The organism is Roseibium sp., from assembly GCF_039982295.1.
Lineage (GTDB): Bacteria > Pseudomonadota > Alphaproteobacteria > Rhizobiales > Stappiaceae > Roseibium.
This window is the reverse complement of sequence record NZ_JBDWYP010000053.1, coordinates 53,405-73,699: the sequence shown is the minus strand read 5'-3', so window position 1 is coordinate 73,699 and position 20,295 is coordinate 53,405. Positions and strand designations below refer to the sequence as shown.

The following is a 20,295-nucleotide window of genomic DNA, read 5'->3' as shown; positions in this document are numbered from 1 at the left end:
GGATCAGTCGTCCGTCCATTCGGGTTTGCGCTTCTGAAGGAAGGCGTTGATGCCTTCCTGCGCGTCGTTTGCCATCATGTTGTCGACCATGGTCTGGGCGGCGAAGTTGTATGCTTCCGACAGGGGCATTTCGAGCTGACGGTAGAAGGCTTCCTTGCCGATTTTAAGCGTGTGGGCTGATTTTGAGGCGATGACCTCCGCGTATTTCTGCACCACCTGATCAAGATAATCGCGCGGCACGATGCGGTTGATCAGGCCGAAATCCTTGGCAGTGGATGCGTCGATGCTTTCGCCGGTCAGAAGCATTTCCATGGCCTGTTTGGGGGCGACGTTTCGGCTGAGGGCGACCATGGGCGTTGAGCAGAACAGGCCGATGTTGACGCCGGGTGTACAGAAGGTCGCCGTGTCGACGGCCATGGCCAGATCGCAGGAGGCGACGAGCTGGCAGCCGGCGGCTGTGGCGACGCCTGTGACGACGGCAATGACCGGCTTGGGCAGGCGGACAATCTGCTGCATCAGGTCCGAGCATTGGCGCATAACGGCTTCATAGGTGGCCTTGCCGCCATCCGCTTCCGCGCGGGCTGCTGTCAGCTCTTTCAGGTCATGGCCGGCACAAAAGACCTTGCCTTCCGCACCTAGTACGACGACGCGCACGTCCGGATCTTCAGCCGCCTTGGTCAGTTCGGCAGACAGTGCGCTCATCATCTCGCGGGAAAGCGCATTCATTTTCTCCGGGCGCTGCATGACGATCCGGTAGACACCCTGATGCAGGAGCGTTGCAAGCAGGGGCTTGCTGTTGGCGTCGGAGGCTGCGGTTTCTGGCGTGGCGGAGGCGGACATGGCGTTTTCCCGGATGTGATTACCAAATGGCTTTTGGGCTCGGTTATCTCCGAGCCTTGCACTCAGCCGATCAGTACAATGTCCGGGCGGCCGCCTCCAGCCGAAATGCGATGCCTAACTCAGCAATTTGTCCAATTTTGCCGCGCAGATGAAGTCGTTGCCTGTCAGGCCGCCCAATTCGTGGGAGGTGAAGACAAGGGTGCAATAGCCCCAGCCAAAGCTGACGTCCGGGTGATGGCCCTGCTGGTCCGCGAGAAAGGCAGCCACGTTGGCGGTGTAGACGGCCTTGGCGAAGCCCTTGAAGCGAAGGGTCCGCGTGATTGCAGTGGCGTCGTCATTCAGCGACCAATCCTCGTGCAAGGAGGCCATCTGGGCCGTGGCCTCTTCCACGCTCAAGGTGCCGCCGATGCCCTGACAGGGCTCACAGGTCATATCGGCCAGGGTCTTTTTTTCGGTGCTAGAGGACGTCATGGCTCAGGCTTCCTGTTTTTCTGGATAAAGCGGGGCAAAGAGGCCCTTGGACTGTGCGGTTCGGATGTCGGCGACAAGATCGCGCTGCGCAGCCTCGAACAGGTCGTCGACCTTGTCGAGGACGAAATAGACCGGTTGGTGGATGTCGATCCGATAGGGAGTCCTGAGAATGTCGATGACGTCGAAGGGGCGACGCAGGGCGTCCGGGCTTTCAACGCTGTAGGGAAGTTCCGTGGGCGATGAGGCAAGGCCGGATCCGAGGGCCTTGTAGGTGTCATCTTTCCGCGTCAGGCCGAACTCGATGGTGAACCAGTAGAGCCGGATCAACCAGGAAAAGTCGCGCGGCTCAAGCTTTGCGCCGGCTTCGCCGATGGCTTTCGAGAAATTGGCGAAACGCTCGTCAGTCAACAGCGGCGTGTGGCCGAAGATCTCGTGAAAGATGTCCGGTTCCTTGATGTAGTTGAAGTCCTCGCGGCTGCGGATGAACGACGCGGCCGGAAAGGTCCGGTCGGCGAGCATGGCGAAAAAGCGGGAAAAGCCGATCAGGGCCGGAACCGGTTCAACGCGCCAGCCGGTCAGGCTGCCGAGAACCTCGGAGATCTCGGCGCATTGGGGAACGTGGTCTGACGGCAGGGCGAGGCGGTCGAAGCCTGCGATGTATTCGGGCGCGGACCATTTGCGGATGTTGGGCTCCTGCTGGGCGTAGAGATCGCGCCAGACCAGGTCCTCGGAGCTGCTGTAGGTGATGCGGCCGTCGGGGCCGGGGGTCTTTGCCGTATAGGCGCTGGTTTTAGCCATGGTCTTCTCCTCCTGAAGAAAGATTACGACCGTATGGCGGGAATTAACGTTCCATTTGTTCGATATTTCTGCAAATCTGGCAAAGAAATTGGCTTATTTAGAATTCAATGGGAAGAATCATCCAATGACCTTACCTGCCGCGATCGATTCAACCGACCGGAAGCTTTTGGAACATTTGCAAAAGGATGGCCGGATCAGCACCAAGGATCTGGCAGAGGCTGCGAATATGTCGGTGTCACCCTGCTGGCGGCGGGTGAAGCGTCTGGAAGAAGTCGGCGTCATCGAGAAATACGTTGCGGTTCTCAACCGCAAGCAGCTCGGGCTGAATGCCATGGCCTATGTGCATGTCTCTCTGGTGGATCACACGCGCGACACCATCGAGGCCTTTGACGGTCTGGTGCAGAGTGATGATCAGGTGATCGAGTGCAGTTCGATCACGGGTGAGAGTGATTACGTGCTGAAGGTGGTGGCGCGGGATCCGGAAGAGCTGGAGACCTTCATCATGAAGCGGCTGCTTGGCCCCGGCCTGGTGCGTGCATCCATGACCAATTTCATCCTGCGCAACACGAAGTCAGGCCTGGCACTGCCGCTGGAGTGAATTCTCAAACCTTTGGAAGATGCGCTGCCATATTGCACTTGGCGATGCTGACGTTTACGTAAGATTTCAGCAAAATAACGAGGCAGGTCAGGGGAGTGGCCTGCCGGCGCAGCAGTCTGGGAGGACAAGCCACATGATACCCGTGATGAATTCGCAGGAGGTCTCGGCGTTTTTGGACGAGGTCTTTCCGCAGATCCATGCGGGTGGGCGAGCCTATGGCGTCGACAGCATCTCGGAGGGCGTCGCTGTTGTCCGTCTGAGCGCGACTGAGATGCATCTGAGGCCGGGTGGCACGGTTTCGGGGCCTGCGATGATGGCGCTGGCAGATCTCGCTGCCTATGTGGCGATCCTGGCTCACATCGGTCCGGTGGCGCTGGCGGTGACCACCAATCTCAACATCAACTTCCTGAGAAAGCCCGAGCCGGGCGATCTTCTGTGCACCTGCCGGATCCTCAAGCTCGGCAAGAGGCTGGCCGTGGTTGATTGTGCGATTGCCGGTGAGGGGGAGGAAGACTACGTCGCCCACGCAACAGCAACCTACTCGGTTCCGCCAAGGTGAGGGTTGGCAAGCGTGTCTGCTCAGGCAGTTGCGCCGGACGCCGGGTCTGGTGAGGTTTCGCCGTCAGCCCTTTCGTCCGGGCGGGAAAAATGCGTCGCCTTTTCGCCGAGTTCGGGCTCATATTCCACTGCCTGGTCGCGGCCGCGCCGCTTGGCTTCATAGACTGCCAGGTCGGCCGCATGAAGGGCGCTGCGTTTTGTGTCTTCGGCTTGTGCCACATAGGCGCCAATGCTGAGGCTGGTGACGAACGCGGTTCCGTGACAGTCGATGGGCCGGCGCACGCTTGCGCGCATTTGCGAGTAGACCGCGCGCAGATCGTCCATGGTCGCCTGCGGGCAAAGCACGAGGAACTCGTCGCCGCCGTAGCGTCCGACCACGTGTACGTCGCCATGACCGTCGCCGGGCAGATTTGCCTTCAGTGCCGCGGCGGTGTGTTTGAGAACCTGATCGCCGCATTGATGGCCGAACCGGTCGTTGACCTGTTTGAAGTTGTCGACGTCGATGAACAGGATGCCCAGACCTGCGGGGTCTTTGCCTGGTCCGAAATGGGTATCGAGCACATCCGATATCGCGTTGCGATTCAAGACGCCAGTCAAGCGATCGAAGCGGTTTAACTCCAGCTTCTGCTTGTCCGCACGGATCACCTGCCAAGCTCGGAAAGCAAAAGCTGCGACCGGCACGAGAACGATGAGCAATGTGCCGACGATAAGATATTCGCCAACTTCATGGAAGGTCATCTCCAGCGATTCCATGAGATGGCTCACGTCGACGTTGACCTGGATCACACCCTGCAGCTCACCAGAGGGCGAATAGGCAGGCAAAAAGGCCTGGGCAAAGGCGTGCGGGATTTCGCCGCTCTCATGCTCGCCAAGATCGCCGTGGGTCTCATGCCCATCACGGGCGTCGTGGGCATCCAGGTTGGCAATCTCTGGCAAATGATCGAGCTCTTCTTGATCAGAATGATCCATGTGAAAGAGTTCAACAATTGGCTGTTGATGCTCAAGCACCTTCAGAGCGTTTTCCGTTTGGGCGCGGCTCGGATCGAAGTTCGAATGGCCGGTCACGAACGTCGGAACGCCGTCCTTGTTGAACAGCTGCAGATGCAAGATCCCTCCCAGAAGAATGGGGTCGCTGATCCGGCGGATGTCCTCTTCCGAGGCTGCGCCCTCGGCGATCATGCTTGTGGCCGATGGGGTCGTGCTGAGAAAGCGGTCTGTCCAATTGAAGGCGTGCGCCTGCGCATTCGCACGAACCGAGGTGGTGATCTTGGATTGCAGCAAGTCCTCGACGGCCGCTGCGAGCAAGAGGGCACTACAAATCATCGCCCCGACAACCGCTGCCGCCGAAAGCCCATGTCTGAGAAAGGTTTCCCTGATCACGACGCTCAAAGTCTGTTCCCTCAACGCACTGTTTCGCGCGTAGTGTCCGGGAAATATGTTTATTTGCCGTAAAGCGGTATCAGTAAAAAATAGTACTTACCCCTCTGTAATTATTGTCAAAAGTGCGGATTATATATCCTAGCGTCAGGTGCGTGTGACCTATCAGTAGGGCACGCTTAGCGCTTGCCGAACTTGCGGGCTGAAACGCGGCGTTGGTTAAAGTTGCAGTGGATTGTCAAAATCCGTAGCGTCTCCTGCAAAAGCTGGAGCACATCGTTAGTTCGCCTTCAACGATAAGCTATAAATAGAAGCCCGTCAGAGGTTGACGGGCTTCAAATGGGTGACGACAGGCTTCAAACCGTCGTTACGCCGCCTTGTAACGGCGGCGCAAAGCTTCCTCGTGGCTACCTATGTGAAGCTTCCCAGTATTTACCTCTGACACGCGGCCCTGATTGGCGCCAAAATGCGCGGCAATGCGACTTTGGTACCAGCCGTCCATAGTCATTAAATGGATCTGCACGGCGTCTTCAAAAGTGAGCTTATAGCTCGTCTGCTTATCAACGGTCATGGTGTTGCCTTTCGACCTATTTAGCGTCGGAAGGCTTGACCACGTGCAAAATTTCTGACCCTATGGCCCGTGTAAGAACTGCCCGTGCCCCGCACCTTCCGACAGGTGAGCGGAGTGCAAGTTTGAAACCGTCGCAATCCTAGCCGGGTGTCGCAATCTTGGCTGGGCGCGGCGGTTTTTCACTTGGTGGAGCAAGTAGGCCGTCATCTGCCGCCAACGTCAAGTGCTCAGCGGTCACGGGAAATAGCTCCGTTAACTGTCTGTTAACAGATTTTGATTTTTCATTCTTTTATTACAAGAGCTTAGCGTCCCTCGTTGCTAACCGATAAATGTATCCTCTCCACGGGTAGCTCAGCCAAGTTATTGCGATTCTGAAGAAAATGCAAAGATGAAATCGAAATGTGGTGGAATCACTCATGTTTCTAGTTGTTGGGTTCTTCTATCGTCAGTGAAATTGGCTGCCGGTAGATCAAATGAGGGTCGCGTCAAATATGATGCTGTTCATATTTTGCGGTAATATAATACCGTTTTTCTAAGCTATTGTTTTTGCTCATTTATTTTTGCTGGTGGATGAATAAACGTGCTTGACCGGCGTTTTTCGCTGGCGTATAAGCTGCCTCGACGAATGTGAAGTCCGTCTTGCCTCCCAAAAAGGGAGTGCGGCGGGCTTTTTGTTTCAAGACCAAATCATGGATCGAACACATGAAGACCTTCTCTGCCAAGCCGGCTGAGGTCGAGAAAAAGTGGATCTTGATCGACGCTGAAGGCATGGTCGTAGGCCGTCTGGCTGCCTACATCGCCAACCATCTGCGCGGCAAGCATCTGCCGACCTACACGCCTCACGTTGACACCGGCGACAACATTGTCGTGATCAACGCCGAGAAAGTGGTTCTGACCGGCCGCAAGTACGACAACAAGAAGTACTACTGGCACACAGGCCATCCGGGCGGCATCAAGGAGCGCACAGCGCGCGCCATCATCGAGGGCAAGTTCCCCGAGCGCGTCCTGGAAAAGGCCGTGCAGCGCATGATGCCGGGCGGTCCGCTGTCCAACAAGCAGCTGAAGAACCTGCGCGTTTACGCCGGTTCCGAGCATCCGCATGAAGCACAGGCGCCGACCTTGGTCGACGTCAAGAGCCTCAACGACAAGAACGACGGCAAGAGGGCTTAACGATGGCTGAGCTGCAATCCCTGGAAGAACTGGGTGGCGCTGTCGAAACCGCCGCTCCCGAAGCGCCTGTATACGTCCAGAAGCTGGACGCACAGGGCCGTGCCTATGCCACTGGCAAGCGTAAGAACGCAATCGCACGCGTCTGGATCAAGCCGGGCACAGGCAAGATCATCGTCAACAAGAAAGAATACGCCGAGTATTTCGCTCGTCCGGTTCTTCAGATGGTTCTGCGTCAGCCGCTTATGCTGACAGATCGCCTGACCCAGTTTGACATCATCGCAACTGTTGTCGGCGGTGGCCTGTCTGGCCAGGCTGGTGCGGTTCGTCACGGCATTTCGAAGGCTCTGACCCACTATGAGCCGGATCTGCGCGCTCCCCTGAAGAAGGGTGGCTTCCTGACCCGCGATAGCCGTGTTGTTGAACGTAAGAAGTTCGGCCGCGCGAAAGCCCGCAAGAGCTTCCAGTTCTCCAAGCGTTAATCGCTGGAAGCAACTGGTTTCAAATTGGAAAACCCGCCGGAACGATCCGGCGGGTTTTTTCGTATTTTGGGGCTGCGGCGCTTGTTTTGACCGAAATGAAGTGCTGTTGAAGGCCTAGGCGCCTTTTCGTGGCTCTCCCGCCACGTAAGTCTCGACCACACTGCGATCATCGCCGAGGGTCTGCAGCAGGAAGAGTTCTTCCGGCAGGGTCTCGACCGTTTCCATTCGCAGCGCCATAGGCTGTGTAGCGCCTGCGTTCAGGACGATGACATCGGCGTCCGTGCCGGCTTCCAGCGTGCCGATACGGTCGGATAGGGACAGCGCCTCGGCGTTGCCCTTGGTCGCCCAGTAGAAGGTTTCGAGCGGATGCAGGCGCTGGCGCTGCAGCTGCAGGATCTTGTAGCCTTCGTCCAGCGTGCGCAGCATGGAATAATTCGTGCCGCCACCGACATCGGTCGCAATGGCGGTGCGAATGCCGGCCCCCTCCAGACGGGCCTTGTCGAACAGACCACTGCCGAGAAACAGGTTCGAGGTTGGGCAGAAGACGGCGATGGAGCCGGTCTCCTTCATCACACCAAGCTCCCGCTCATTCATGTGAATGCAGTGGCCGAGAAGGGTCTTGGGACCCAGCAGACCGAAATCCTCATAAATTCCGAGATAGTCGGCTGCTTTCGGATAGAGCTCCTTGGTCAGCTCGATCTCGTTGTGATTCTCGTTGATGTGGGTCTGCAGATGGCAGTCCGGATGTTCCTTGAGCAGCGCGCCGGCAGCCTCAAGCTGGGCCGGAGTGGAGGTGATGGCGAAGCGCGGGGTGACGGCATAGTGCGCGCGCCCGCGGCCATGCCACTTTTGCAGCAGGGCCTTGCTGTCGTCATAGGAGGATTGTGCCGTGTCGCAGAGCGCGTCGGGCGCATTGCGGTCCATCATGGTCTTGCCACCAACCATCAGCATGCCGCGGTCTTCGGCTTCCTCGAAATAGGCGTCGACCGAATTGGGGTGGCTGGAGCAATAGGCGACTGCCGTCGTCGTTCCATTCGCCAGAAGGGCGTCGTAGAAGCCCTTCGCAATGCGGGCGCCATGGACCTTGTCAGCGAAACTCTGTTCAGCTGGAAAGGTGTAGTCATTCAGCCAGTCGAGCAGCTGATCCGCCCAGGAGGCGATCACCTGTGCTTGCGGAAAATGGATGTGCGTGTCGATCAGACCGGGCAACAGAAGGTGAGGGCGGTGATCGACCTCCTGCGCCGTTGGTGAGGCGGCAGTGAGGACCTCGGCATAGATCCCGCTTGCAACGATCTTGCCGTCACGAATCAGAAGCGCGCCGTCTTCCTCATAAGTATAGGCAGATGTGTCGTCAGGGCCGGAGGGTGCGGATTTGAAGGACAGAACGCGTCCGCGCAGCAGCTTTTCGGTCTTGTTGTCCACGTCGTGGCCCTTTCGGCGCGAGAGGAAGAGGCTGCCAATACGGCAAACCTGCGCGGTTTAAACGGCCTTGGCGGCGAGAGCAAGGTTCTAGGGCTTGTTACTTGAGCGGCCGGGTGCGCTCGGCTTTCCGGCTTTTGCGGCTCGACGCCGGGTGCCGATTTGGAGCAACTTTTGAAACTTGCCGCAGTCCATGTGGGACGGGTGCGGACATTCGGCCACGTGCTTGACGGCTTCGCGCAGCTTTTGCAGGCGCTTGATCTGATCGTCAAGTTCTGCCACCCGTTCGAACAGCTTGTCGCGCGAGATCTTCGGTTGGCCGTTCGCCCCGATCATGCCCTTGATGTCTTCCAGTGAGAAACCAGCGGCCTTGCCGAGCGAAATGAAGGACAGCTTCAGCGCGATGTTCGGCTCGAACAGGCGCTTCAGACCGCGCCGGCCCATGGATTCAATCAGGCCCTGTTCCTCGTAGTAGCGCAGGGTCGACGCTGCCACGCCGGTCTGTCTGGAGACTTCTGCAATATCGAGCAATTTCATCACTTGACCTCAAGTTGACTTGAACTTGTAGCCTACGCTCAACTTTTCAAAACGCAAGAGGTAGAGCTGTGTCGTTTTCCCCATCCACCCATCTGTCGGATACTCCTTCCGCCACGCTTTTGAGGGACCTGCGCACTATCAGTCTGCTTCTGGCAGGCACGCTGGTGATCATGGCCGTTCCGACAATCAGCCCGGCCCTGGCCGGTCTCGAAGCGCGTTTTGGCCACGAACCTCATGCCGCGTTGATGACACGGCTCCTTGTCCCCGCACCGTCGCTCGTTGTGGTGCTGTCGGCGCCGGTGATCGGGTATCTCGCCGACCGGACCGGCAAGTCCCGTATGCTTCTGCTCGGGACGCTTCTCATCGCAATCGCAGGGACCGCAGGCCTCTATCTGCCCAGTTTGTCGCTCATCCTTGCGAGCCGCTTCGTCCTTGGGATTGGCGTGGCGATGATCATGACATCCCAGATTGCCCTGATCGGGGATTGTTTCGAAGGGGAAGCCCGCGCGAAGATCATGGGCTGGCAGATCTCCGCGCGCAATTTTGGCGGCATGATATTTGTGAGCCTTGGCGGGGTGTTTGCCGGATTTGATCCTCAGCTTCCCTTCGCCATTTTCACAATTGCGCTCATATATGCCCCGGTCATCTGGATCGCCTTCGGCATGGCGGGAGAACAAGGCGAAGAGGCGATGCCGCAGGCGGGTATGATGGCTTCGCTCAATGAGGGCTGGTTTTTGCCTGCGCTGGCCTTGTCCGGGTTCATGATGTTGACCGTCGGCGTCTTTTTTCAGATGCCGACGCAGCTGCCGTTTTTTGTCGTATCGCGTGGCTTTGATAGTGCTTCGATTACGGGGGGCGCGATGGCTGCATTGACGCTCGCTGGCGCTTTGGCGGCACTGGCGACGGCCAGCCTGAAGAGGTCGCTTGGCGTCGCCGGCCTTTTCGCACTCGGATATCTGGCGATGGGGGCCGGTTTTGGCACTCTGTCCGTAGACGCCGGATTGCCGTTTCTGCTTCTGGGAGCCATTCTGATCGGCGTCGGATACGCTATTTTGACGCCAGCCTTCACCGGGCTCTTGCTTCAGCTCGTTCCGGCGGATCGCCGTGGTTCAGCCTCGGGGATGCTGACGACTGGCGGGTTTATCGGCCAATTTGTTTCGCCGCTTGTTGCCACGCCTCTGATTGCCACCTTCGGCTATGGCACGGTTTTCCTGACCAGCGGCGGACTTCTCCTGATATTGGGGCTTGGGGCGCTCCTGATGGGGAAGGTAGCCGTCGCTGTCAGGTCCAGTTGAGAAACGCTGTCGTCAATACCGGATTTGCATGTGAAGGCAAGTCCTGGCTTGAGACCAGGCGTTTGCTGGGATAGGCCTTTCTGGTTCGTACCTTTCAAAATGGATCCCTCAACATGTCCGATAGACCCAGCCCAACCGACAATGCCGTTTTCGGAGCTTCCCTGAAGGGTGGCTCGCATGAGCCGACGTATGGCGGGGTCCTCAGCTTCATGCGTCGCCGCTACACGCGGGATCTTGCCGGAGTAGATGCCGCGGTCTGGGGCATTCCCTTTGACGCGTCGGTGTCAAACCGTCCTGGCGCGCGCTTCGGTCCGCAAGGGGTTCGCCGTGCGTCGGCCATCTTTGATGGTGATCCGCAATACCCCTTCAACGCTGACCCTTTCGAGGAGCTGGCGGTGGTCGACTATGGCGACTGCTCTTTTGACTACGGAAAGAACGGCGATATTCCAGGCTGCATCGAGGCGCAGGCCCGCGAGATCCTCGATCAGGATGTACACCTCTTTTCCATCGGTGGAGATCATTTTGTCACCTATCCGCTGCTGAAAGCCCATGTGGCGAAACATGGACCTCTTGCGCTGGTTCAGTTCGACGCGCATCAGGACACATGGGATGACCAGGGCGACCGGATCGACCACGGTACCTTCGTTGGCCGGGCCGTGCGTGAGGGGCTGATCGATCCGGAAAAATCCATTCAGATCGGCATCCGGACCCACGCGCCCGAGACCTGCGGGCTCGAAATTCTCTCTGGTGAAGAGGTCGAGTTGCTCGGCGTCAACGGCGTCGTCGAGCTGATCACCGATCGGGTGGGGGATGCAAAAGCCTATATGACCTTCGACATCGACTGTCTGGATCCGGCGTTCGCCCCGGGAACAGGAACGCCAGTGGCCGGCGGCCTCTCAAGCCGGGAAGCCCTCATGATCCTGCGCCGTCTCGGTGACCTGGACTTTGTCGGCGGCGATGTGGTGGAAGTGGCTCCGGCCTATGACCATGCCGACGTGACCTCTATCGCCGGGGCGACCGTCGCTCAGCACTACTTCGGCCTGCTCGCAGAAAGCCGGGCTGAAGGGCGGGAAGAAGCCGATAACGATTGATTGTCCGTGAGAGGGCTAACCCTCAGGCGGTCTTGGCCTGTTTGGTGTTGTCATTTTCTGGAACCACAGACCAGAACCTGTAGAGCGGGTGGGCATTGCGCATGCGCTCGTAGAGCAGGACCATCCGGTTCAGGAAGGTCAGCTTTCCGGCGTAGGTGACAATGACGCCGGGAACGGCGATCAGGAGGTCATTGGCGTAGGCACCGTACATGGCGGCCATGAAGCCGACACCGGCGAACAGAGAAAGAACAAGTGCCGTCTTCGCTTCGCTCTCGGGGATCGGTACCGACAGCCTGTTGAGCCAGATCCGTTCACCGAAGGTGGCTTTCGACGCCCAGCTCTCGGTTGACTTCGGAGCGGGAAAGATCCGCGGGTTGAGCCAGAGCCAGACCATCACGGCAAAGGTGGCGGTCACCGCAAAACTTGCGCCATACCAAGCGTGGCTCCAGATCGCCAGAACCAGAAGCGGCAAGGTTGCCATGCGCGTGTAGACACTCCACGGCGAGGCGTGGCGCTGCCACACCTTCGGATCCATGCCCAGGGCCTTGAGCTGACCGGCCGGCATGGGCGAGGGCATGGGGCGGGGGCGCTGGATTTTCTGCGCTTGGCTCATTGTCTTCCGTCTTTGACGCTACGCAACTGCACGCAACACTATTTCCAGATCATTCCTGGATGCTATCGCAAAATCGGCCCGCAAACAAAGCACGAAGCCTATGATGCTTTAAAAACCCTTCGGAAGCTCGTGGTTGGCGAACTGCGTCTGTCGTTGCTGTGACTTATAAAAACCTGGGCAATCACGCTTTCATGGTCACATAGGATCCGGGAGCATCGCCAAGGATCTTCATGCGATAGGCGCCGGGCTTTCGTGCCTTGGCAAGGGTTGCATCCTGCGAGCGGATCCAGGTGTCCCAGTGAGGCCACCAGGATCCGGGATGTTCTTCTGCCTTCTGGAGCCAGTCTTCAAGCTGGCCCTCCGGTTTTCCGCCGGTCCAGAACTGGTACTTGTTGCGGCTCGGTGGATTGACCACACCTGCAATGTGTCCGGAGCCTGAGAGGACATAGTCGACCGGCCCGCCGAAACAGCCTGACCCCAGAAAGACCGAGCGGGGCGGTGCGATGTGATCTTCACGAGTGGCCAGATTGTAGATCGGGATCTCGACCTTCGACAGATCCAGCCGTTCACCATCAATCTCCATGCGTCCCCTGGCGAGGTTGTTCTCCAGATAGCAATTGCGCAGGTAGAAGGAGTGGTTTGCCGCCGGCATGCGCGTGGAATCGGAATTCCAGTACAGCAGGTCGAAGGGGAAGGGGTCCTTGCCCTTCAGGTAATTGTTGACGACGTAGGACCAGATGAGATCGTTCGACCGCAACATGTTGAAGGCCGACGCCATTTTCGATCCGTCCAGATAACCCTGTTCGGCCATCTTCTTTTCCAGCATGGAGATCTGTTCTTCGTCGACGAAGACCTTGAGATCGCCTGCATGGGTGAAATCCACCTGGGTCGTGAAGAAGGTCGCCGTCTTGATCCGCTCGTCGCCACGGGCGGCCATATAGGCCAGCGTCACCGACAAGAGCGTGCCGCCTACGCAATAGCCAATCGCGTTGACTTCCTGCTGGCGGGTCGCGCGCTTGATGACATCGAGCGAATTCAGGATGCCTTCCTTCATATAGTGTTCAAAGCTCTTTTGAGCCTGCCGTTCGTCCGGGTTGACCCAGGAAATGACGAAGACGGTGTGGCCCTGGTCGACGGCCCATTTGATGAAGGATTTTTCTGGGGTCAGATCAAGAATGTAGAACTTGTTGATCCAGGGCGGAACGATCAACAGGGGGCGCTTCAGCACCTCTGTGGTGGTCGGCTCATATTGAAGCAGTTGACAGACGTCGTTTTCCGCTATCACCTTGCCTGGTGTCAGGCCGAGGTTCTTTCCAAGGGCGAACTTGGACGTGTCCGTCATGCGGATCTTGACGTCGCCGTGCCCTTCCTTGATGTCCTCGACCAGATGTTGCATGCCCTTGACCAGGTTTTCGCCGTTGCTTTCGAGCGTCAGGCGAAGCAGTTCGGGATTGGTCATGAGGAAGTTGGAGGGCGACAGGGCGTTGGAGATCTGAGTGACGTAGAACTCCGCCTTGTGCCGTGTGTGTTCATCAAGCCCGTTGGCATCAAGAACCAGGTCTTCGGCCCACTTGCTGGTAATCAGATAGAGCTGCTTGATGAAGTCGAAAAACTGGTTTTCGTTCCAATCGGGATCAGCGAACCGCTTGTCGCGGGGCTCAGCCTGAGCGACGGGCAGGGAGTTTTCGCCCATCATCCGCTTCAGGGACGAATTCCAAAGGTCGATGTATCCGGTCATCAACCGCGATTGTGCTTCCACCGCACGCTGGGGATCCGACGTCCAGTATTCCCCGACCTGCGCCAGCGTCTTGATGACATTGGTCAGTTCGTCGGTGCCGTCCTGTTTTACCTCGCCCTTTTCCCGTGGTTCGAGATAGGCTGCAAGCGCCTTTCCGGCGTTTTCAAGTGTCTTGGCGAGGTTGTTGGCGAAAGCTTCCGGATTGTTGATGATGTACTGCAGCATGGGATGCTGGCGGTCGTCGGACATATGGACAGTTTCCTCCGGCTTTCATCATCGCACGTTCGGATCTGGTCCGGACTTGTCGTGCGATCTCCCCCAGCAAACGCAATGGCCGATTTTACGGCTTTTCGTCATTGCGATTGATCAATCTTCGCGTTTGTCTCATTGCGCGGCGTATCCCGGCAATATCAGTAATTTATGACATATCTTCCGCCGCGTCGTCGAACGGGAATTCGCAATGGTCCTCTGTTAAACGGCTTAAAAGGCGTGTTTTGCTCTTCTTTGTGCAATTGCGCAAAAAGGAGGCTTTGCAGTCGGCGTTCTGTCTTGCTAGAAACCTCGCATTGAGTTTTCCGTCCCAAAGGGTTGAATTATTTGCGCTTTCAACTTTTCCAATTGTTGCTGGCATTTTGTCTTTTCCCTGCATTGGCCGGATGCGCAATGGGGCCCGACATGTCTCTTTTCGAGTCTCTTGAGACAGCTCATGACCCTGTGCCGGCCTATGCCAGCTCCAAAGAGCTTGCTGCAGCCGCGCAGATGACATCGACCCACGACGCAGGTGCTTCGGACCCGGTCACCTCGCAGCCCGAGGGAGTGCCACCAACGGGCGGTGTGGGGCTTCTTGACGAGACTGAGCGTGAGAAGACACGGGCTTACCTGTCCGCGCTGATCGCAGCCCGGCAACAGGGCCGGCAACAGGGAAAGAGCACCACTCAGATGTCGGCGGCCGAGCTCTTGAAGCTACATGATACCCATGGGCAAAGCGCGCTTCTGGAAATCGAGACCAAGAGCGGTCTTGAAAATTAGCTGTCTATAGGCCCAAAGACGGGTGCGGAATTGAACCGGTGCTGTTAAAAGGTCGCTGCTGGCCGACAGGGCTTGTGCCCCGGCCTTTGAAGACTTTGACCTGAGGATGATCGCAAGGACCCGCGCCATGGAGGAATTTCACAAGACACGACGGCTTCCGCCATATGTGTTTGAAGAGGTGAACCGTCTCAAGGCAAAGGCGCGAGCGGCGGGTGCAGATATCATCGATCTGGGCATGGGCAATCCGGATTTGCCGACGCCCAAACATATCGTGGACAAACTGACAGAGGTTGTTCAGGACCCGCGCAGCCATCGCTATTCGGCCTCCAAGGGCATCCAGGGGCTGCGCAAGGCTCAGGCGGCCTATTACGGCCGCCGGTTCGGCGTGAAGCTGAACCCTGACACGCAGGTCGTTGCGACGCTTGGATCGAAAGAGGGCTTTGCCAACATGGCGCAGGCGATCACCGCGCCGGGCGATGTGGTGCTGTCACCGAACCCTTCTTACCCGATCCACACCTTCGGCTTTCTCATGGCAGGTGCTGCGATCCGCTCGATACCGGCAGAACCGGGGCCTCAGTTCTTTCACGCGCTGGAGCGCGCGGTCATTCATTCCGTGCCCAAGCCGCTTGCCGTGATCCTTTGCTATCCGGCCAATCCCACGGCCTATTGCGCCGATATCGAGTTCTACAAGGATGTTGTCGCCTTCGCACGCAAGCACGACATTTTCATCCTCTCGGACCTGGCCTATTCGGAAATCTACTTTGGCGACACGCCGCCGCCTTCCGTGCTTCAGGTCAATGGCGCGATGGACGTGACGGCTGAATTCACATCCCTGTCCAAGACCTTCTCCATGCCCGGCTGGCGCATGGGCTTCGCGGTTGGCAACGAGCGACTGATTGCGGCGTTGGCGCGGGTGAAGTCCTATCTGGACTACGGTGCGTTCACGCCGATCCAGGTGGCTGCCACGGCTGCGCTCAACGGCGCTGAAGACTGTATTGTCGAGACCCGCGAGATCTACAAGAAGCGCCGCGACGTGGTGGTCGATGCCTTCGGCCGAGCGGGGTGGGAGATCCCTGCGCCCGAAGCGAGCATGTTTGCCTGGGCGCCGATCCCGGAGAAATTCAGGCCACTCGGCAGTCTTGAATTTTCCAAGCTGCTGCTCGAGAAGGCCGAAGTGGCTGTTGCGCCAGGACTTGGCTTTGGCGAATACGGCGACGATTATGTCCGCATCGGTCTTGTTGAAAACGAACAGCGTCTGCGCCAGGCGGGCCGGAATATCCGCCGGTTCCTTGAAACTGCTGACGAAACACTGCACAACGTGGTCCCGCTCGGGGCTTCTCGCTGATCACGAACAACTGGAATTCACTTCATATGGCTAATGCCTTGAGACTTGGGATTGCCGGCCTTGGAACCGTCGGGGCTTCTGTTGTCAATCTCCTCGCCAAGCATGGAGACGCGATGGGCCGCAAGGCCGGTCGTGCCGTCACGATCAGCGCCGTTTGCGCGCGAGATCCGAACCGCGATCGTGGTATCGACGTGTCTGGCCTCAGCTGGTTTACCGATCCGGTCGAAATGGCCAAGAGCGACGAAATCGATGTCTTTGTCGAGTTGATCGGCGGCGACAACGGTCCTGCCGAAAACAGCGTGCGGGCAGCGCTTGCCGCCGGCAAGCACGTGGTCACTGCCAACAAGGCGTTGCTCGCAAAGCATGGTGTCGAATTTGCTCAGATTGCCGAATCCAGCAAGGTCTCGCTGAACTACGAAGCGGCTGTCGCGGGCGGCATTCCGATCGTCAAGACCTTGCGCGAAAGCATGTCCGGCAACGATGTGTCGCGGGTTTATGGCATCTTGAACGGCACCTGCAATTACATCCTGACCCGGATGGAAGCGGAGGGCATTTCCTTTGAAGACTGCCTGGCCGATGCGCAGCGGCTCGGTTATGCGGAAGCCGATCCAACGTTCGATATCGAAGGCAATGATACTGCCCACAAGCTTGCCATCCTGACGAGCCTTGCCTTCGGTACGAAGATCTCCGCCGATGACATCTATCTGGAGGGCATTACCTCCATCACGACAGCGGACATTCAGGCTGCGGACGAACTTGGCTACCGGATCAAGCTTTTGGGCGTTGCACAGCGTACCGATACCGGTATCGAACAGCGCGTTCACCCGACAATGGTTCCAAAGTCCTCGGCGATTGCCCGGATCGACGGGGTGTTGAACGCCGTTGCGGTTGATGGTGATTTTGTTGGCGAGGTTGTTCTCGTTGGGCCAGGCGCTGGCGGCAACGCCACGGCGTCTTCCGTCGTGGCCGATATTGCCGATGTCATGCGCGGTGACCAGACACCGGTTCTGGGTATGCCGGCGGCAGATCTTGATGACTACACCCGGGCGCGTATGCGCCTGCACGAGGGTGGCTACTACATTCGTTTTTCCGTTGTCGACCGGCCCGGCGCCTTCGCCGAGATCGCCAAATGCATGGCGGATGGCGGCATATCGCTGGAGTCGATCGTTCAGCGTCGCAAGGCAACAGGTACGGGTGCTTCGGAGACGGGCGCGCAGGCCGAACCTCAACCTGTCATACTGATCACTTATGAAACCACGGAAGTTGCGGTTCGCGAGGCCCTTGACGCAATAGCCTCCAAGGGTGTTGTTTCCGGCAAACCGCAAATGATCCGCATCGAGAAATTATCGTGACATATTGGCTGGCCGCTTGCGCTAGAGGCGCAGGCGACGGGCTGGGAGAAATTGGAGAGCTTTATGTCGAAGTCTGACGTTTCCGCCAAAAGTGGTCTGGACCGGATCCTGACTCTTGAGCTGGCGCGCGTCGCCGAGCGTGCGGCTGTCTCGGCTGCACGTCTGCGTGGGCACGGCGATGAAATGGCCGCCGACCAGGCCGCGGTTGATGCCATGCGCCGTGAGCTCAACCGTCTGCCGATCGATGGCACGGTGGTGATCGGCGAGGGGGAACGCGATGAAGCCCCGATGCTTTATATCGGCGAGAATGTCGGAACCAAGAATGGTCCGAAGGTGGACATCGCTCTCGATCCGCTTGAAGGCACGACAATCTGTGCCAAGAACCTGCCGAACTCGCTGGCCGTTATTGCCATGGCGCCGGAAGGTGATCTTCTAAATGCGCCGGACAGCTACATGGACAAGATCGCCATTGGGCCCGGCTATCCGGCTGGCCTGATAGATCTGGATGCGCCGATCGCCGACAACCTCGCAGCTGTTGCGAAGGAAAAGGGCGTCAGCATCAACGAGGTGACCGCCTGTGTGCTCGATCGTCCGCGTCATGCTCGTCTGATTGAGGACATTCGCGCAACTGGTGCGGCGATCCGGCTGATCGGCGACGGTGACGTTGCCGGGGTCATTCACACGACGGATACGGAAGAAACCGGCATCGACCTCTACGTCGGTATCGGCGGCGCCCCTGAAGGCGTTCTGGCGGCTGCGGCCCTGCGCTGCATCGGTGGACAGATGCAGTCGCGTCTGGTGATTACCCGCGACGAGCAGGTCGAACGAGCCCATCGCATGGGCATTGAAGATATCAAGAAAAAGTACACGCTCGAAGAAATGGCCGGTCCGGACGTTTTGTTCGCCGCAACGGGCGTGACCGATGGCAACATGCTGCAAGGCGTTCGCTTTGGCCGCAACCACATCAGCACGCATACAGTTGTGATGCGGTCGTCCACCGGCACGGTTCGCTACATCAAGGCGCAGCACCATCAGCTGGAAAAGTTCCACCTCGACTGAGGAATGAGATGATCATGTTGGGGCACCTCGACCCGGCAGACAGGATGATGCAATGAGCGGCCCGACCGAAGACAGCGGTGCGGGCCGCCTTGTTCTGGGCGTCGCGCGATCGGCCAATGATAATTCTTGGCGAGATCGGCTAAGTGCGGCCGAGGCTCTCAATGCCTTGACCATTTCCCAGCGAAACGGTTTGCCCGACGTTTTGGCGCGGGTCATGGCGGCCCGCGGTGTTGCGCCGGAGCACGCCGATGACTTTCTCACCCCATCGCTCAAGACGCTCATGCCCGATCCTTCGCGCTTGGTGGCGATGGATGAGGCCGTGATGCGTGTGGCTGATGCGGTCGAGAAAGGCACCCGGATCGCGATCTTTGGCGATTACGACGTGGACGGGGCGACCTCATCGGCGGTTCTGGCGAAATACCTGCGCTGGGTAGGCCTTGACCCGGTCATTCACATTCCGGACCGGATCATCGAAGGTTACGGACCGAACGGACCTGCCATTGAGGCCCTTCGACAGGGCGGTGCGGAGCTTCTGATCACGGTTGATTGCGGCAGCACGTCATTCGAAGCCTTTGAAGTTGCCCGCAAGGTCGGGCTTGATGTGGTGGTGATCGATCATCACCAGGTTGGCGAGACGCTGCCGGCCGTCGAGGCGCTGGTCAATCCGAACCGGCAGGATGACTTGTCAGGCCAGGGGCATCTGGCGGCTGTGGGCGTGACCTTCCTGTTTCTCGTCGGTCTGAACCGTGAATTGCGCAGCCGTGGTGCGTTCAACAGTCGACAGGCACCAGACCTGATGGCGCTGCTGGATCTTGTCGCACTCGGCACGGTCTGCGATGTGGTGCCTCTCCAGGGGCTGAACCGGGCCTATGTAACCCGCGGCCTAGGCGTCATGCACAAGCGGCTCAATCCCGGCATTGCCTCTCTTGCAGATGTTGCCCGAGTGGCTGGAAAACCTGCCTCCTATCATCTCGGGTTTCTGCTCGGACCGCGGATCAACGCGGGCGGACGGATCGGCGATGCTGCTCTCGGTGCAAGGCTCCTGACCTGCGATGACCCATCCGAGGCCCGCGCCATTGCGGAAAAGCTGGATCAGCTGAATGCGGACCGTCAGGCCATGGAAGCTGTCATGCTGGAACAGGCCGGGGCGCAGGCCGTGGTTGCCATGGAACAGCATGACCCAGCGGTGCTTCTGACCGGATCGGACGACTGGCATCCCGGCATCGTCGGCCTGATTGCCTCACGTCTGAAAGACGCCCATCGGCGCCCGGCATTTGCCATTGCCTATGACAAGGACGGCAAGGGCACAGGATCCGGACGCTCGATCCAGGGCGTTGATCTGGGCAAGGCGGTCCGCGAGGCGGTTGACCTTGGGCTTCTGGAAAAGGGAGGTGGTCATGCGATGGCAGCCGGGCTTACCGTTTTGCGCGGGAAGACGGACGACCTGAGCGCTTTCTTCAAGGAACGCCTGAGTGCGGATGTGGAGGCCGCAGCGTCCTTGCGTGATCTCAAGGTGGATGCCGCCCTGACGGCCGGGGGCGCGACGCTTGAACTGATGGAACTTCTTGAAAAGGCCGGGCCTTATGGTGCCGGACATTCGGAGCCGGTGTTTGCGTTTCCAGCGCACCGCGTTTCCTTCGCCGATGTTGTCGGAAAAGGGCATGTGCGAGCCAGTATCTCGTCGCCGGATGGTACTGCATTGAAAGCAATCAGCTTCAAGGCGGAAGACAAGCCACATGGCCAGATGCTCCTGACCAGCCGCGGACGCAATCTGCATGTGGTCGGAACGCTGTCCATAGACACATGGCAAGGGTCACCGAAGGTGCAGCTTCGGATACTTGACGTGGCGGATCCGCAAAAAGTCCGCGTTTGAGCCGATTTTATGATTAATCGATTTTAACCAAATGGAAAGTGTCGCCGCCCTAATGTCCTGCAGGTGAAGGAATCGCCGGGGG

The 20,295-nt window shown here is 58.5% G+C and carries 20 protein-coding genes; 11 read left to right on the top strand and 9 right to left on the bottom strand.

Annotated features, from left to right (window positions below; all coding sequences use genetic code 11):
- Positions 1 to 3: 3 nt before the first annotated feature.
- The 3 genes from ABJZ52_RS11405 to ABJZ52_RS11395 all read right to left on the bottom strand — a co-directional run bounded on the left by ABJZ52_RS11405 (position 4) and on the right by ABJZ52_RS11395 (position 2,109).
- Positions 4 to 840 (bottom strand): enoyl-CoA hydratase, encoded by an 837-nt coding sequence (locus ABJZ52_RS11405; RefSeq protein WP_348188871.1) that lies wholly within the window; start codon positions 838 to 840, stop codon positions 4 to 6.
- 114 nt (positions 841 to 954) lie between these two features.
- The gene (locus tag ABJZ52_RS11400; protein ID WP_348188873.1) at positions 955 to 1,311 is read right to left on the bottom strand and encodes a 4a-hydroxytetrahydrobiopterin dehydratase; all 357 of its coding nucleotides are present in this window, start codon (positions 1,309 to 1,311) and stop codon (positions 955 to 957) included.
- Between the two features lie 3 nt (positions 1,312 to 1,314).
- Positions 1,315 to 2,109 (bottom strand): phenylalanine 4-monooxygenase, encoded by a 795-nt coding sequence (locus ABJZ52_RS11395; RefSeq protein WP_348188875.1) that lies wholly within the window; start codon positions 2,107 to 2,109, stop codon positions 1,315 to 1,317.
- Between the two features lie 124 nt (positions 2,110 to 2,233).
- Between ABJZ52_RS11395 and ABJZ52_RS11390 the strand changes: the two genes are divergently transcribed.
- Together ABJZ52_RS11390 and ABJZ52_RS11385 are read left to right on the top strand one after the other, a co-directional pair.
- Positions 2,234 to 2,707: an Lrp/AsnC family transcriptional regulator gene (locus tag ABJZ52_RS11390; protein WP_348188877.1), complete on the top strand. Its 474-nt coding sequence runs from the start codon at positions 2,234 to 2,236 to the stop codon at positions 2,705 to 2,707.
- A 133-nt stretch (positions 2,708 to 2,840) separates the two neighbouring features.
- Positions 2,841 to 3,266: a PaaI family thioesterase gene (locus tag ABJZ52_RS11385; protein WP_348188879.1), complete on the top strand. Its 426-nt coding sequence runs from the start codon at positions 2,841 to 2,843 to the stop codon at positions 3,264 to 3,266.
- 20 nt (positions 3,267 to 3,286) lie between these two features.
- Here the strand turns inward: ABJZ52_RS11385 and ABJZ52_RS11380 are convergent, their stop codons facing one another.
- Together ABJZ52_RS11380 and ABJZ52_RS11375 are read right to left on the bottom strand one after the other, a co-directional pair.
- On the bottom strand, positions 3,287 to 4,645 hold the full coding sequence (locus ABJZ52_RS11380; RefSeq protein WP_348189009.1) for a GGDEF domain-containing protein: 1,359 nt from the start codon (positions 4,643 to 4,645) through the stop codon (positions 3,287 to 3,289).
- 364 nt (positions 4,646 to 5,009) lie between these two features.
- The gene (locus ABJZ52_RS11375) at positions 5,010 to 5,213 is read right to left on the bottom strand and encodes a hypothetical protein (protein WP_348188881.1); all 204 of its coding nucleotides are present in this window, start codon (positions 5,211 to 5,213) and stop codon (positions 5,010 to 5,012) included.
- 702 nt (positions 5,214 to 5,915) lie between these two features.
- Here ABJZ52_RS11375 and rplM point away from each other — a divergent pair.
- On the top strand, positions 5,916 to 6,383 hold the full coding sequence (rplM, locus tag ABJZ52_RS11370; RefSeq protein ID WP_153768780.1) for a 50S ribosomal protein L13: 468 nt from the start codon (positions 5,916 to 5,918) through the stop codon (positions 6,381 to 6,383).
- A 2-nt stretch (positions 6,384 to 6,385) separates the two neighbouring features.
- Positions 6,386 to 6,862, top strand: coding sequence for a 30S ribosomal protein S9 (gene rpsI, locus ABJZ52_RS11365; protein ID WP_153768781.1), 477 nt, complete (start codon positions 6,386 to 6,388; stop codon positions 6,860 to 6,862).
- A gap of 114 nt (positions 6,863 to 6,976) precedes the next feature.
- On the opposite strand, the gene guaD is transcribed toward rpsI, so the two are convergent.
- Complete coding sequence (guaD, locus tag ABJZ52_RS11360) at positions 6,977 to 8,284, bottom strand: guanine deaminase (protein ID WP_348188883.1); 1,308 nt, start codon at positions 8,282 to 8,284, stop codon at positions 6,977 to 6,979.
- An 87-nt stretch (positions 8,285 to 8,371) separates the two neighbouring features.
- A complete protein-coding gene (locus ABJZ52_RS11355) occupies positions 8,372 to 8,818 on the bottom strand; it encodes a helix-turn-helix domain-containing protein (protein ID WP_153768783.1) in 447 nt (148 codons plus the stop codon).
- Positions 8,819 to 8,886: 68 nt separating this feature from the next.
- Between ABJZ52_RS11355 and ABJZ52_RS11350 the strand changes: the two genes are divergently transcribed.
- Positions 8,887 to 10,113 carry an MFS transporter gene (locus ABJZ52_RS11350; RefSeq protein WP_348188886.1) on the top strand — a complete coding sequence of 409 codons (1,227 nt, stop codon included), beginning with the start codon at positions 8,887 to 8,889 and terminating at the stop codon, positions 10,111 to 10,113.
- A gap of 113 nt (positions 10,114 to 10,226) precedes the next feature.
- Complete coding sequence (gene speB, locus ABJZ52_RS11345) at positions 10,227 to 11,204, top strand: agmatinase (protein WP_348188888.1); 978 nt, start codon at positions 10,227 to 10,229, stop codon at positions 11,202 to 11,204.
- Between the two features lie 22 nt (positions 11,205 to 11,226).
- Here the strand turns inward: speB and ABJZ52_RS11340 are convergent, their stop codons facing one another.
- Positions 11,227 to 11,817 (bottom strand): DUF6653 family protein, encoded by a 591-nt coding sequence (locus ABJZ52_RS11340; RefSeq protein ID WP_348188890.1) that lies wholly within the window; start codon positions 11,815 to 11,817, stop codon positions 11,227 to 11,229.
- A 181-nt stretch (positions 11,818 to 11,998) separates the two neighbouring features.
- Positions 11,999 to 13,804, bottom strand: coding sequence for a class I poly(R)-hydroxyalkanoic acid synthase (gene phaC, locus ABJZ52_RS11335; RefSeq protein WP_348188892.1), 1,806 nt, complete (start codon positions 13,802 to 13,804; stop codon positions 11,999 to 12,001).
- Positions 13,805 to 14,230: 426 nt separating this feature from the next.
- Between phaC and ABJZ52_RS11330 the strand changes: the two genes are divergently transcribed.
- The 5 genes from ABJZ52_RS11330 to recJ all read left to right on the top strand — a co-directional run bounded on the left by ABJZ52_RS11330 (position 14,231) and on the right by recJ (position 20,213).
- Complete coding sequence (locus ABJZ52_RS11330; RefSeq protein ID WP_348188894.1) at positions 14,231 to 14,584, top strand: hypothetical protein; 354 nt, start codon at positions 14,231 to 14,233, stop codon at positions 14,582 to 14,584.
- A 127-nt stretch (positions 14,585 to 14,711) separates the two neighbouring features.
- The gene (locus tag ABJZ52_RS11325) at positions 14,712 to 15,929 is read left to right on the top strand and encodes an LL-diaminopimelate aminotransferase (protein ID WP_348188896.1); all 1,218 of its coding nucleotides are present in this window, start codon (positions 14,712 to 14,714) and stop codon (positions 15,927 to 15,929) included.
- Positions 15,930 to 15,955: 26 nt separating this feature from the next.
- Complete coding sequence (locus tag ABJZ52_RS11320) at positions 15,956 to 17,281, top strand: homoserine dehydrogenase (RefSeq protein WP_348188898.1); 1,326 nt, start codon at positions 15,956 to 15,958, stop codon at positions 17,279 to 17,281.
- 63 nt (positions 17,282 to 17,344) lie between these two features.
- Positions 17,345 to 18,340: a class II fructose-bisphosphatase gene (gene glpX / locus ABJZ52_RS11315; protein WP_348188900.1), complete on the top strand. Its 996-nt coding sequence runs from the start codon at positions 17,345 to 17,347 to the stop codon at positions 18,338 to 18,340.
- Positions 18,341 to 18,392: 52 nt separating this feature from the next.
- Positions 18,393 to 20,213 (top strand): single-stranded-DNA-specific exonuclease RecJ, encoded by a 1,821-nt coding sequence (gene recJ, locus ABJZ52_RS11310; RefSeq protein ID WP_348188902.1) that lies wholly within the window; start codon positions 18,393 to 18,395, stop codon positions 20,211 to 20,213.
- Positions 20,214 to 20,295 lie beyond the last annotated feature (82 nt).